The following is a 13,348-nucleotide window of genomic DNA, read 5'->3' on the forward strand; positions in this document are numbered from 1 at the left end:
GCCTAACAGAGGGGCCGCCGTGCTCGGATCATTCCTCACCCGTCGCCCACGTGCCGTACTCGCCATGTCGCTGGCCGTGTTCGGCCTGCTCGCCGTCGTAGCGAGCGGCGCGCTGGACAGCTTCGCACTGAACCGTTTCGAACGACAGAACTCCGAATCTTCCCTGGTACGAAGAGATCTCATCGACACCTTCGCGACCGGAAGCCCCAACATCACGATGCTGGTGACCGCGACGGACGGCGACGTACGCGGCGACCACGTCACCGCGATCGGTCAGGAGCTCACCGACGAACTCGCCGCGTTCCCCGACGTCGTCGAGGTCCGCTCGTTCTGGCAACCCGGCGCCCCGGAGACGCTGGCGAGCACAGACTTCCGGCATGCGCTGATCCTGGCCGTGGTGCCGGGCGACGCCGACCATGTCCGGCGGATGGTGCTGCCCGCTATCGAGACCGCGTTGCTCACCGAGGTCGATCCGGCGGTGACGATCACCCTGGGTGGCGCCGACCAGGTGTTCCGCGAGGTCGCGACCCAGGCGTCGACCGACTTCCTGCGAGCCGAACTGATCGTGCTCCCGCTGGTGCTGCTGCTGTTGTGGGCGGTCCTGCGACGGTGGACCCTGGCGCTGGTGACGATCGGCATCGGGTTGTTCTGCGTGGTCGGCACGCTGGCGCTCCTGCGGGTCGCGACCGTCTTCACCGAGATCTCCACCTTCGCCGCGAATATCGCGCTGGTCATGGGCATCGGCCTCGGCGTCGACTACGGATTGTTCATGATCTACCGGTTCCGGGAGGAGCTGGCGGCCGGCGCCCAGGTCCCGGCCGCGGTCCGGCGTGCTGTCGCAGGCGCTGGGCGAACCATCGTGTTCAGCGCGGTCACCGTCGGCGCGAGCCTGGCGGTGCTGCTGGTCTTCGGTTTCCCGTTCCTGTCGTCGTTCGCCTACGCCGGTATCGCCGTCGCCGCGGTATCGGCCCTCGCCGCCGTCGTGATCCTGCCGGCGGCGCTGTACCTGTTGGGGCACCGGGCGGTGTCCGCCCGTCCCGCCCGCGCACTCGACCGTGGATTCTGGTACCGGGTGGCCGACACCGTCATCCGCAGACCGGTGGCGACCGGCGGTGCCGCCCTGCTCGTGCTGCTCGTGCTCGGAGCCCCCGCGCTCGGCATGAACTTCGGCGCCCCCGACGACCGCGTGCTCGGCGGAGCTCCGCCGGTGCGTTCGATGTACGACACGATCCGCGCCGACTTCGCGACCGAGGAGGCCGACGCGCTCCAGGTCCTGGCCCGGCAAGCCGATCCAGCCGGAGTGGGGGTATACGCGGCGACGCTGTCGTCGGTTCCCGGTGTGCTCCGGGTGGATTCGGCGGCGGGTTCGTTCGCCGACGGCACCGCGATCCCGGGCCCGCCGTCCACCGGTATGTCCGCCGGGCAGACGACGTGGCTGCGCGTTCTGCCGACCGGCGAGCGGCTGCTGGCCGACCCGAGCGGTCTGGTCGCCGAGATCCGCTCTGTGCCAGCGCCTTTCGCTGTAGCTGTCGGTGGCTACCCGGCCGAACTTGCCGACTACCGCGACGGCATCAGCGCGCGACTCCCCCTCGTCGCCCTGCTGATCATGACCGTCACCTATGCGGTGCTGTTCCTGATGACCGGCAGCGTGCTCGCTCCGCTGAAGGCAGCGGTACTCAACATGCTGTCGATGTCGGTGATGTTCGGCGTGCTGGTGTGGGGTTTCCAGAACGGTGCGCTGGCAGGCGTTCTCGGCTTCGCCCCCACCGGCAGCATCGAGCCGAGCATCCCGATCCTCATGTTCTGCATCGCCTACGGGTTGTCGATGGACTACGAGGTCTTCCTGCTCGCCCGGATCAAGGAGGACTACGACCGCACCGGTGACCCGATCGGTTCCATTCCCCGTGGCGTCGCGCGCTCGGCCCCGCTGGTAACCGCCGCCGCCCTCATCCTGGCCGCTTCGTTCGCGGTGTACAGCACCGGCGAGGTGGTCTTCCTGCAGCAACTGGGCATCGGCATGGCACTCACCGTCGCTGTGGACGCCACCCTGGTCCGCGGCGTGCTCGTCCCAGCGTTGATGCGCCTGGCAGGGCGGGCGAACTGGTGGGCGCCAGGGCCGCTGCACAGGCTGCACGACCGCTTCGGGCTGCGCGAGGCGCGGCACGCCGGCGGTTCCCCCGACCGGAACGGGGTGCTGGTGTGAGACACCGCGAGCGGCTCCGCCCGCGGTGCGCTCGCGGGAGCTAGCCGAGGATCGCGTTCATGATGGTGCCGCCGCTGGTGGCCACCACGCCGCCGATCATCGCGCCGGCGATCATCTTCGGCGACTCCATGGAGCTGCCGTTCCACTTCTCCCAGGCGAACTTTCCGCCCGCGACGGTGATGGCCAGCACACCGGACAAGATCATGAACCACGTCAAGTACTGGACCATTTGCATGATCTTGTCCGACAGTGGCGGCGCCTCGGGCGTAGGGTTGCTGACCTGCGCGAACGTCGTGACAGTCTCGGCCATCGACGTCAGGATGATGCTCATAGCCTGCTCCCCTTTTCGCGTGATGCGAACTGCGTTCCAGCACTGTCGTATTCGGACGAGTCCAGGATAGGGGCGCGAACCCCCAGCACGCCAACAAAACCGATCGGTCCGCTGCGGGCGGGCGGCTGCGGCACCCGATTCGACCGGATAACATCAGCGACAGCAGTTCATCGCCGTTCCCCCCGAGTACCGAGTGAGAGCAAACATGATTCTGGCCGCCGTCACCGATACCCTGGCGCAGATCGGCAATCCGACTCCCGAAGCACCCCCGATGTCGGACAAGATCTTGCAGCTGGTGCGTTATTTCACCTGGTTCATCCTGCTGTCGGGCGTCATCGCCATCACCTACGCGGGCGGCAGGTTCGCCTGGGAGAAGTGGACCGGCGGCGGTCTCGAGTCGCCGAAGATGATCGCCGGCGCGATGATCGGTGGCGCGGTCGCCACCAGCGCGGGCACCATCATGAACGCCATGCTCTGATCCCTTTCCGCTCGCAGGCGGTCCGGGAAATCCCGGGCCACCTCGACCGGCAAGGCACCCGATGACCCGAGTTCTGTTGTTCAGCAAGAGAACTCGGGTCGTCTGGCGTGCGGGGTCTCGAGTGTCGGCACATGGCAGCTACCTCCTTTGCCGTGCGGCGGGGCGAATCGGCTAGGTGTACAGGCGGTCCAGGAACGCGTAGAGGTTCTCGCGCACCCGCTGCGCCTTCTCCTCCGGCGTCAGGTCCTCGCGATACCGGCTGCCCAGCGCGGGCCGCTTCTTGTTGCGGGCATACAGCGAGCAGGCCAGATCGGTGCAGAGATAGCTGCCGATCGTGTTGCCGCGGCGTCCCGATTCCCCGGCCTTGTTCGCGGTCATCAGCGAGACGCCGCCGCCGGTGTGGGTGGTCAGGCAGAACGCGCACATCTGCGTCTTGCCCGATCCGCCGGTCTCGTGCCGCAGGGCGACGCCGACCAGTTCGCCGTCACGCGGGACCGCGAGATAGCAGCGGCCCGGATACGACGGGTCGGTCCAGCCGAGGAAGTCGAGATCGTCCCAGGGGCGAGCGTCGAGGTCACGCGGCACGGACAGGCGTTTGGCGTCCCCTTTCGAACAGTTGACGAACGACGACCTGATGTCGCGTTCGGTGACGGGTTCCATGGAGTGTCCTTTCGGTGTGTCGGTCACAAACGGTAGACACGCTAACGATGTCCCGTGAGCACTGACAACCGAGTTTCCACCCGCGGCCGTCAGCTCACCGGTGCGACGATCCGCTCGCCGATCCACCGCCCAGGATGCACAACGGATTCGCCACCATGGCCGCCTGTGCCGAACCCGACGACGAACCGGTGATCCCGGAGTCGACCGGTGGCGTATTCGGCACCGGTGCGGCCGGGTCGCCCGAGCCGCCCGTCACCATCGACTCGCCGTCGAGATTCGCCGGTGCCGAGACATCGAGCAGGTCCAGAACGGTCGGTGTGATGTCGGCGAGGGTGTACCCGTTGTTCTGTGCTCCCGCCGCGAACCCCGCTCCGCGGGCGATCACGAAACTGGCCGTCTCGTAGGCGCTCTGCCCACCGTGCCCACCATCCGGCTTGTGCCCATGGTCGGTGGTGACCAGAATCGTCCACCGCTCGTTCGCATGCGAGGCCGCCCGCGCGTCCACCGCGGCAGTGATCTTCCCGACCAGGTCGTCCACCCGGCCGATGGCATCGCGATACGCCTGCGGCCAGACCCCGCGCAGCGTGTGTCCCACGATGTCCACCTGATCGAGGTGCGTGAACAGCAGATCGGTCCCGTCCTCGGTGATGGCCGAGACAACCTCGGCGGTGGCATTGGCATCGGCGGTGGACTCACACACACCCGCACCGGTGGGATCGATCTGCGTGACGGCCACCCGGTCGGCCTGCGGGCTGCCGGTGCGCGCGATCATGCCGATCGTGTCCCAGGTCCCGATGGAAGCCGTCGACAACGACGGACGCTCCCGCTCCACCTGTGTGAACACCGTCGGATACTGCGCGAAAGGCCCTGCGTTGCAGGTGGATCCATTGTCCTGAATCCCGTGCTTGGTATCCCACACACCGGTCAGCGCCGTTGCCCACGACACGCACGACATGGTGGTGTGCGGGGCGATCGAGGTGCGGGCCAGGGTGCCCTGCGCGGCCAGGCGGTCGAGGTTCGGGGCATCGGCCGCCGAGACCTCACTCCACAGCGTGCCGTCGATACCGATGACCACGACCTTGTTCACGACCGGAGCCGCCGGGGCGGGCGCTGCCGCGGCGAGTGGGACAGCGGCCAGGGCGGCGGCCGCGAGGATGCGGTGAGTACGAGACATGCGCGGCACCGTAGTTGCCGAGCGTGCCCGGCACCCAGAAAATTGGGCAATTGACCAATGAAGTCCCGCCCAATGGGAAATCCCATCGTCGCGCAGGCACTTCCCGTGTCGATCTGATGACCAATGTCGCCATCGCGCTGCCGCGCAGTCCCCTGCATCTGGCACACACCGCCTACGATCTGCACCTGCTCAGCCGCGGCCGGTTTCGACTCGGCCTCGGTTCACAGATCCGCCCCCACATCGAGAAACGCTACGGCGGAACGTGGTCACGACCCGCCGCCCACATGCGCGAAACCGTGCTGGCCGTCAAAGCGATCCTCGCCGCCTGGCAACATCGGACCCCGCTGCGATTCGAAGGGGAGTTCACCCGGCACACCCTCATGGCGCCCACCTTCGATCCCGGACCCAATCCCCATGGGATACCCGAAATCTGCCTCGGCGCGCTCGGCCCGATCATGACCAGGGTGGCCGCCGAAGTCGCCGACGGTCTGCTGATCATGCCCTTCAACAGTGCCCGCCATCTGACCGAGCGAACCTGGCCCGCGATCGAGAAGGGGCTCGACCGCGCCGGGCGCGAACGATCCGACCTTGCGGTATATCCGCAGGTGATCGTAGCGATGGGCAGGACCGCCGCCCAGCTGGACGCGGCCTCGGTAGGCGCGCGTCGCCTCCTCGCCTTCTACGGATCGGCGCCCGCCTATCGCCCGGTGCTCGAGGTGGAAGGCTGGTCCGACCTACAGCCGAAGCTCAACGAAATGTCCAAGCGCGGCGATGTCGCGGCTATGACCGACCTCATCGACGACCGGATGCTCAGTACGCTCGCTGTCCACGGCACACCTGAGGAGTGCGCCGCCGCCATCCTGGCTCGCTTCAGCGGCTTTGCCGACCGAATATGATGCTATTTCCCGGGTTACGCCGTCGCCGACGGCCACATCCGTGACCTGATCTCCGCGTTGCGGAATGGGTAGTAGGTCTAGTGGATGATGCCCGCGGTGCGGGCGGCGCGCAGCCAGTCGGGGAATTCGCCGAGCAGCCTGCGGTAGAGCTCGGCGTCGTCGACGCGGTCGATGTCGTCCAGCGCGAAGAAGCCCGCGTTGTCGACGACGCGCCCGTCGAGTTCGTCGAGGGTGCGCAGGACGCCGAAGTTGGCCTTGCCGAGGCCGATGAACTGCCAGAACGCGGGCAGTTCGGAGGCTTCCCGCATGAGGGCGGCGATTTCGCGTTTCTTGGCGAAGCCGCCGTCGGTGAAGAACAAGACCAGGGTCGGTTCGGCGCCGGCCGCGAGGGTGTCGATGACGGCGCGCATGACCGGGAGTTCGTCGTTGCGGCCGCCGATGCCGTCGTAGTCGATGCTCTGGTGGGTGCCGGTCAGGTGCAAGTACGTCTGGGCCCACTGTTCGCCGCCCGCGACGGTGATGTCGGGCAGTTTGGCGTAGGTCAGAGCGTAGAGGTAGGCCTCGAGGGTGCCGTCGTCGTCGAGCTGGGTGGCGACGGGGATCATCCGCTCCACCACGCGGTGCACGGTGCCGCCGCGATACAGCTTCTGCATGCTGCCGGTTTTGTCGATCACCAGCACCACGCGGGCGCGCGTGCCGAACGCGCTCTTGTCGATGAGCACTTTCGCGACCTCGTGCTTACGCAGGTCCAGCACCTGCCGCTTCTCGAACGACAGCGCCGCTTCGCCGGGCACGGTCCGAATCTCGGGCTGCGCCACGGCTTCCGGCTCGTCGTCGACGCTCACCCCATGATCGGTGACCAGATCGGCGAACCCACCGGCATACCCCTGCCCGACGGCCCGCACCTTCCACTGCTCGCCGCGCCGGTACAGCTCCAGCGCGATCACCACAGACTCCCGATCGAGCCCGTCGATCACGTACTCGTATAGCACATTTCCCGCGGCATCGGCGACCGAAGCCACCGGTGGCACCGCACCGCCGAACGTATCCCCCTCTGCCGCAACGGTGATCACCGCGCGAATCTGCTCGATCTCGGCGGGCACCGTCGCGGGCGACACCGTGAGCTCCGCTCCATTGAGCCGAACCCCCGGCGCCTGAGGCTGATTGAAGAACACGAAGTCGGCGTCGGACCGCACCTTCCCGGTCCCGGTCACCAGCAGCGCCGACAGATCCGCCGCCACCCCGCCCCGCACGGTCAGCACCACCTCCGGCTGCGTCAACCCCGCGTTCTGTCCCTTCACCAGCGCAGCAGCCACCGCCACTCCCTCATCCGTTCCGCCGTAATGCACCACACCTTAGGCGCAGCGACCGGCGCGGGCAGCGGGATCCGTGCTAGATCCAGCCCTTCTCCCTGGCCTTGAGCGCGGCTTCGTAGCGGTTGGAGACGCCGAGCTTGCTCATCGCGGAGGACAGGTAGTTGCGGGTGGTGCCCGGCGACAGGTGCGCGCGGCGGGCGATGTCGTCGACGGACGCGCCGTCGGCGGCGAATTCGAGCACGTCGGCCTCGCGGGCGGTGAGCACGGTGTCGCCTGCGCTGATGGCCTCGGCGGCCAGTTCCGGGTCGACGTAGCGCCCGCCGTTGTGGACGGTGCGGATCACCTCGGCCAGGGTCGCCGCCGAGGTGGTCTTGGGCAGGAACCCGCGCACACCGGCCGACAGCGCGCGCTTGAGATAGCCGGGCCTGCCGTGACTGGTGACGATCAGGGTGCCCGCGCCCGGCGCGATCCGCTGGAGCTCGACCGCGGTGTCGATGCCGTCGATCCCCGGCATCTGCAGGTCGATGACGGCCACCGCCACCGGCTCGCCCGCGTTCGCGCGCCGTCGCCAGAGGTCGACGAGTTCCGTCCCGGAGCCGACGTGCGCGACGACTTCCAGGTCGGCTTCGAGGTCGAGCATCGTCGCCAGTGCGGCGCGGATGAGAGTCTCGTCGTCAGCGAGGTAGACCGGAATCACTTCTTCTCCCAGTGGATTTCGAGGATGAACTCGTCGCCGGGCGCGGAGACGTGGAGGGTCGCGCCGACGGCGGCGAGCCGTTCGGCCAGTCCACGCAGCCCAGAACGTTCACCGGTCGCGCCGTGCGGGTTGTCGTTGCGCAGCGACATGCCCGCGCTGCCGAGCGCCAGCGTCGCGACCGTCGCCGCGGAGTGCTCGACGATATTCGTCGTACCCTCGCGCACCACCCACGCCGCGACTTCGTGGAACTGCGGCGGCACCTTGGCCGCGTCACCTTCGACGACGAGCTCGCAGCCCACCGCCGCCAGCAGCGAACGCGCCCCGGCCACTTCACCGCGCAGGTCGATATTGCGGTAGCCGCGCACCAAGGTGCGCATCTGCCCCATCGACTCGACCGCGAGCTCCCGCACCGCCTCCATCTCCGCCACGGCCCGCTCCCGGTCACCGGAACGCGACAGCGCCACGGCCAGTTCGCTTTTCACCGCGATCGCCGAGAACCCACGGCCGACGACATCGTGCAGATCGCGGGCGAATCGCAACCGCTCCTCGGCGACTTGCAGTTCGGCCTCGACGAGTTTGGCCCGGTCGAGTTCGTCGACGACTCTGAGTCCCCACACGGTGAAGATCGTCAAGCCGACGACGAATACTCCGGTGAGCAGATACACCGCCGCCAGCGCCAGCGCGGACAGTGGCGACGATCCGAACGCGAGGCCGGTGGCGAGACTCAGGCCGAGCAGCACCCACCACCGGTGCCGGACGAAGGGGATGACGGCGAACATAGCCAGCAGGGCCGCGAGTCCGCCCGCCACCCGAGCGTCGCGGACGATCGGCTCGGCCGTGGCCAGCCGGGCGATCGCCGCCGAAATCGCCCACATCGCCAGCAGTGTCACCGCCGCCAGCAGCGGCGCCCACTGCCGCGTCACCCCACCCGGCACCGTCGCGAAGTCGTGCTGTGCCGCCACCGCGAGGACCGCGGTGATTCCGGCGATCACGATCAGCGGGGCCGACCACGGCGAGCCCGCGGAATGCAGCATCACCACGACCACCCCGAGGATGCTGGCCTGGAAGGTGAGCCGCGTGGAGAGGCGGAACTTGGCCGCGCTCGACAGCTCGTGCCACCAGGCGGTCCATCGGCTCACCCGCGATCGTCCCACCGGAAGCTCGTGCGGGTCAGCGCGAGCGCCAGGACGGTCCATATCGCCAGTGTCGCAAACGGGCGGCCCGATTCGGTGACGGTGCCGGCGAAGCTCGATACCGCGTCGGACTCCGCGGCCGTCGCCGTCTTGCCGGACGCGCCGAGGAAGACCAGGTCGGAGACGGCGGCGAACGGTGTCCAGTCGGCGAGCGCGGCCAGCCGGTCGGGCAGCACGTTGCGGATCGAGGCGAGGCCGACCATGGCGAGGGCCATCACCGGCAGCGAGGTGATCTGCGCGGCCTCGGCGTTCTTGGTCACCGCGCTGGTGGCCAGCGCGAGCAGTGAGAACACCCCGATCCCGGCCACGAACGCCAGCACCATCAGCACCGGGTTGACCGGTGCGGGCGCACCATTGCCGTAGACCGCCACGGCGACGGCGGCCGTGCACACGAGGGTGACCAGGAGACCGGGCACCGCGGGGGCGGATTGGATCTGCCAGTCGGCGGCCTCGCCGGTGCGCAGCCGCTTCAGCACGCCCTCGCCGCGACGCGTCGTCACCATCGACAGCACCGAGTAGTACTGCACGAAGATCAATGCCATGAGCGCGAGCATTTCGAAGGCGACCGCTGCCATCGCGGTCGTCGGCTCGGTGTCTGTGCGGGCGGTGAAATAGGTGACCAGCGGGATCCCGACCGGGAACAGGGTCGCCATGTAGACGAGAGTCTTGTTGCGCCGGAACTGCAGCCATTCCGCCTTGGCGAGCGCGGTGAGCGGGCGGGGGCGAGGTGCGGTGATGGTGGTCATCGTCGTGCTCCGATCAGTTCGGGGGTGTTCGGCCGCGCGTCGGCGTCGCCCGCGATGTCGAGGAAGACCGATTCCAGGGAGGCTGCGCGAGCCTCGAGCCCGGTCAGCCGGACGCCGGCCTCGCGGGCCCAGGCGAGCAGTTCGAACAGGTGGCCTTGCAGGTCGTCGGTGCTGACGGTGACGCGCTCGCGTGCTTCGATGTTCGCGCCGCGCAGCTGCGGCACCGGCAGTCCGGGATGGTCGAAGACGATGCGCGCCGGATGGTCGTCGACGATCTCGCGCAGGGTGCCGCGCCGGGCGATCACGCCCTTGTCCATGATGGCGATGCGGTCGGCCAGCGATTCGGCCTCGTCGAGGTAGTGCGTGGTGAGCACCATCGTCACCCCGGCACCCTTGAGGTCGGCGAGCAATTGCCATGTCCTGCGGCGGCTTTCCGGATCGAGTCCGGTGGTCGGCTCGTCCAGGAACAGCAGGCGCGGCTGACCGAGCAGCGCGCAGGCCATGTCGACACGGCGCTGCTCACCACCCGACAGCGAACCGACCCGCACCTCGGCACGGTCGACCAGGCCGACCTGCGCGAGCACAGTCTCGACGGTGGTCGGGTTGGTGCAGGTGCCGCGCCACATCTCGAGTGTCTCGGCGACGGTCAGTTCGGCGGGCAGCCCACCGGACTGCAACATGATGCCGACCTGCGCGCGCACCTGATCGCGGTGCCGGAGTGGGTCGAGCCCGAACACCTCGACCGCACCGGCCGACGGCGCCGCGAGCCCTTCCAGCAGGTCGAGCGTCGAGGTCTTGCCCGCACCGTTGGTGCCGAGCAGCGCGAAGACTTCCCCCTCGGCGATGTCGAGATCCACGCCTTTGACAGCCTCGAAGGCCTGCTCGCCGCGACCATAGGTGCGTCGCAGTCCGCGCGCGGAGATGACGATGTCGTTCATCGTGTGCCCCTTTCTCACGCCTTCTACAGTCGCCGACGGGGGCCGTCACCAGTAGTACGCGCGATCACCGACTACCGATGAGATCCGCATGGACAGACGATGACAAAAGTCATCCCCGCGCTGGATGCGGGTGGGCCACAACCCTCTTCCGCGAACTCGCTCAGCGGCGGCGCAGCGAGGCATCGAGCAGTGACGGTGGGGTGTCGTGCTTTTCGTCAGGGGCGAGGTCGACGCCGGGAGCGACGATCGCATCGATCGCGTCGAGGACGTCGGCGGGCAGGACCGTGTCCGCGGCCGCGAGCTGAGAGTGCAAGTGCGCCAAGGTGCGTGGACCGATGATGGCGCTGGTGACACCCGGATGGGCGGTGACGAAGCCGAGGGCGAGCTGGATCATGGTCAGTCCGGCCTGGTCGGCGACCACGGCCAGCTGTTCGACCGCGTTCATCTTGGCCTGATTGGCCGGGATGGCGGTGTCGAATCGATGCGGCATGAATCCCGCACGGCTGGTGGTGATCTCGCGGTCGGCACGGATCGCGCCCGAGAGCCAGCCCGACGCCAGTGGGCTCCACACCAGCACCCCGAGTCCGTATTCCTGCGTGACCGGCAGGACGTGAGTTTCGATGCCGCGCTGCAGGATCGAGTAACTCGGCTGCTCGGTGACATACCTGCCCAGGTGATGTTCCCGCGCCGCCCACTGCGCCTGCACGATGCGGTACGCGGGGAACGTCGACGAGCCGAAGTAGCGGATCTTGCCTGCCCGCTGCAGGTCGGTCAGTGCCGACAGCGTCTCCTCGTCGCTGACGCTCGGGTCCCAGCGGTGGATCTGATAGAGGTCGATGTGGTCGACACCGAGGCGGCGCAGGCTGTCGTCGAGCGCGGTGACGAGCCAGCGGCGCGAACCGCCACGGTGATTGCGTTCCTCCCCCATCGGCATGCTCGCCTTCGTGGCCAGCACGATGTCGTCGCGGCGGCCTGCGATGGCTTTGCCGATCAGCTCCTCCGACTCGCCCTGCCCGTACATGTCGGCGGTGTCGACGAGGTTGATGCCGCCGTCGAGGGCGACGTCGACCATGGCGGTGACCTCGTCCTGTGTCGAGTTGCCCAACCGGCCGAAGTTCATCGCGCCGAGCACGAGACTGCTGACCTGCACGCCGGTGCGACCGAGGCTGCGGTACTGCATGAATTGCTCCTCCGAGAGCTGTGTGACTTGGTTCAGGTCGCCGGATCTGACATCCTGAACAAACGGAACGACGTTCCGATAATCAACATACGGAACATTGTTCCGCTTGCCAACCCCGGAGGCAGAGTGGCCGACAACGACAGCGCGCCCGCGGCGCCCCGCAAGCGCGCCGACGCGCGGCGCAACCAGCAGACCCTGCTCGACGCCGCCGCCGCGGCCTTCGTCGCGTCCGGCGTCGACGTCCCCGTGCGCGAGATCGCCACCGCGGCGGGCGTCGGCGTCGGCACGATCTACCGCCACTTCCCCACCCGCGCCGACCTCATCGTCGCCGTCTTCCGCCACCAGGTCGAAGCCTGCGCCGCAGCGGGCCCCGTTCTCCTGGCGTCCAGCGAGTCTCCCCACGCCGCCCTCACCGCATGGATCGACCAGTTCGTCGACTTCCTCGCCACCAAACACGGTCTCGCCGAAGCACTCCAGTCCGACGACGCCGCCTTCGAAACCCTGCACACCTACTTCCTGGACCGCCTCATCCCCACCTGCGCCCAGCTCCTCGAAGCCGCTGCGGACGCAGGCGAAATCACCTCCGGCACCGACCCTTACGAGTTCCTGCGCGCGGTCGGCAACCTGTGCGCCGGAGCGGGAAACAACCCGCGCTACAACCCGCGTCGCGTGGTCGCTCTCCTGGTGCGGGGACTACGCAACTAGGATTCGCCAGCGAACCACGCTGCGGTGGCGGATCATTGGGAACATGAGGTTCGATGTCGCGTTTCTGCAGTACGCCGGCTCGGGTCCGATGCGGCACGAGGAGCGGTTACTCACCGAGGGCCTGAAACGTCGTGGCATCCCGGTCCGCCACTACAGCATGAAGCGAATCCACCACCGGCAGTTGCCCTTGGGGCCGGACACCTTCATCGCCGGCGACATGGACGCCATGCACGGGGCAATGCGTCAGCTACACATCCCGGTGCCCGCGCCCGACGACTACCCGGAAGCCCTGCGGGACTTCCTCGGGCGCCGGGTGTGGACATCGACACTGAGCGAGGTCGAGCACGCACTGGAAACCAGCTCTGCCACACCGCTGTTCGTGAAACCGGCCGACCGGCGCAAGAGCTTCACCGGAACCGTCTGCTATTCCGAACGCGACTTCACCGCGTGGGGCGGCCGGAGCAGGCGCCAGCGGGTCCGATGTTCCGAAGTCGTCGCGTGGCGCACCGAGTACCGCGTCTACGTGATCGACCAGCGGATCGTCGCCGTCGACCACTACGACGGCGACAGCACCATCCCCCTGGACATGACCGTGGTCGAGTCCGCGATCGCCGCCTACCACCGCACCGGCACCGCCCCGATCGCCTACGGCATCGACTTCGGCGTCCTCGCCGACGGCCGGACAGCCCTGGTCGAAGCGAACGACGGCTACGCCCTCGGCGCTTACGCCATCACCGCCGACGACTACACCGAACTCGTCATGCGTCGCTGGAGCGAGCTACTGGCGACCTGACCGGTGTGACCTGCCTCATCCCTTGTCACAAGAATCGC

Annotated in this window: 13 protein-coding genes and 1 pseudogene; 5 read left to right on the forward strand and 9 right to left on the reverse strand. The window is 68.1% G+C overall.

What is annotated here, in order from left to right; genetic code table 11:
• Nucleotides 1–19 precede the first annotated feature (19 nt).
• Nucleotides 20–2,203 (forward strand): MMPL family transporter, encoded by a 2,184-nt coding sequence (locus tag ACWF82_RS19825; protein ID WP_452503102.1) that lies wholly within the window; start codon nucleotides 20–22, stop codon nucleotides 2,201–2,203.
• A 40-nt stretch (nucleotides 2,204–2,243) separates the two neighbouring features.
• On the opposite strand, the gene ACWF82_RS19830 is transcribed toward ACWF82_RS19825, so the two are convergent.
• On the reverse strand, nucleotides 2,244–2,534 hold the full coding sequence (locus tag ACWF82_RS19830; RefSeq protein ID WP_379308385.1) for a hypothetical protein: 291 nt from the start codon (nucleotides 2,532–2,534) through the stop codon (nucleotides 2,244–2,246).
• Between the two features lie 205 nt (nucleotides 2,535–2,739).
• Here ACWF82_RS19830 and ACWF82_RS19835 point away from each other — a divergent pair, with 205 nt between their 5' ends.
• The gene (locus ACWF82_RS19835; protein WP_019045974.1) at nucleotides 2,740–3,012 is read left to right on the forward strand and encodes a hypothetical protein; all 273 of its coding nucleotides are present in this window, start codon (nucleotides 2,740–2,742) and stop codon (nucleotides 3,010–3,012) included.
• Nucleotides 3,013–3,183: 171 nt separating this feature from the next.
• Here ACWF82_RS19835 and ACWF82_RS19840 read toward each other — a convergent pair whose 3' ends face one another.
• Nucleotides 3,184–3,672, reverse strand: coding sequence for an FBP domain-containing protein (locus tag ACWF82_RS19840; protein ID WP_452503104.1), 489 nt, complete (start codon nucleotides 3,670–3,672; stop codon nucleotides 3,184–3,186).
• A 94-nt stretch (nucleotides 3,673–3,766) separates the two neighbouring features.
• Complete coding sequence (locus ACWF82_RS19845; RefSeq protein ID WP_452503106.1) at nucleotides 3,767–4,846, reverse strand: alkaline phosphatase family protein; 1,080 nt, start codon at nucleotides 4,844–4,846, stop codon at nucleotides 3,767–3,769.
• 92 nt (nucleotides 4,847–4,938) lie between these two features.
• On the opposite strand from ACWF82_RS19845, the pseudogene ACWF82_RS19850 reads away from it, so the two are divergent.
• A pseudogene (locus ACWF82_RS19850) lies at nucleotides 4,939–5,814 on the forward strand (TIGR03617 family F420-dependent LLM class oxidoreductase); the annotation flags it as partial.
• Nucleotides 5,815–5,819: 5 nt separating this feature from the next.
• On the opposite strand, the gene ACWF82_RS19855 reads toward ACWF82_RS19850, so the two are convergent.
• From ACWF82_RS19855 to ACWF82_RS19880, 6 genes are all read right to left on the reverse strand, one after another.
• Nucleotides 5,820–7,058, reverse strand: a complete 1,239-nt coding sequence (locus tag ACWF82_RS19855) for a vWA domain-containing protein (RefSeq protein ID WP_452503108.1) — start codon at nucleotides 7,056–7,058, stop codon at nucleotides 5,820–5,822.
• A gap of 76 nt (nucleotides 7,059–7,134) precedes the next feature.
• Nucleotides 7,135–7,755 carry a response regulator gene (locus ACWF82_RS19860; RefSeq protein WP_452503110.1) on the reverse strand — a complete coding sequence of 207 codons (621 nt, stop codon included), beginning with the start codon at nucleotides 7,753–7,755 and terminating at the stop codon, nucleotides 7,135–7,137.
• Nucleotides 7,752–8,894: a sensor histidine kinase gene (locus ACWF82_RS19865; protein WP_452503112.1), complete on the reverse strand. Its 1,143-nt coding sequence runs from the start codon at nucleotides 8,892–8,894 to the stop codon at nucleotides 7,752–7,754. Before ACWF82_RS19865 ends, ACWF82_RS19860 begins: the two co-directional genes overlap by 4 nt.
• A complete protein-coding gene (locus ACWF82_RS19870; protein WP_452503114.1) occupies nucleotides 8,891–9,694 on the reverse strand; it encodes an ABC transporter permease in 804 nt (267 codons plus the stop codon). Before ACWF82_RS19870 ends, ACWF82_RS19865 begins: the two co-directional genes overlap by 4 nt.
• Nucleotides 9,691–10,632, reverse strand: coding sequence for an ABC transporter ATP-binding protein (locus tag ACWF82_RS19875; protein WP_452503115.1), 942 nt, complete (start codon nucleotides 10,630–10,632; stop codon nucleotides 9,691–9,693). Before ACWF82_RS19875 ends, ACWF82_RS19870 begins: the two co-directional genes overlap by 4 nt.
• 160 nt (nucleotides 10,633–10,792) lie before the next feature.
• Nucleotides 10,793–11,812 carry an aldo/keto reductase gene (locus tag ACWF82_RS19880; protein WP_452503117.1) on the reverse strand — a complete coding sequence of 340 codons (1,020 nt, stop codon included), beginning with the start codon at nucleotides 11,810–11,812 and terminating at the stop codon, nucleotides 10,793–10,795.
• Between the two features lie 126 nt (nucleotides 11,813–11,938).
• Between ACWF82_RS19880 and ACWF82_RS19885 the strand changes: the two genes are divergently transcribed.
• Together ACWF82_RS19885 and ACWF82_RS19890 are read left to right on the forward strand one after the other, a co-directional pair.
• Complete coding sequence (locus ACWF82_RS19885; RefSeq protein ID WP_452503119.1) at nucleotides 11,939–12,517, forward strand: TetR/AcrR family transcriptional regulator; 579 nt, start codon at nucleotides 11,939–11,941, stop codon at nucleotides 12,515–12,517.
• A 43-nt stretch (nucleotides 12,518–12,560) separates the two neighbouring features.
• Nucleotides 12,561–13,310 carry an ATP-grasp domain-containing protein gene (locus tag ACWF82_RS19890; RefSeq protein WP_452503121.1) on the forward strand — a complete coding sequence of 250 codons (750 nt, stop codon included), beginning with the start codon at nucleotides 12,561–12,563 and terminating at the stop codon, nucleotides 13,308–13,310.
• Nucleotides 13,311–13,348 lie beyond the last annotated feature (38 nt).

The organism is Nocardia sp. NPDC055053 (assembly GCF_053608285.1).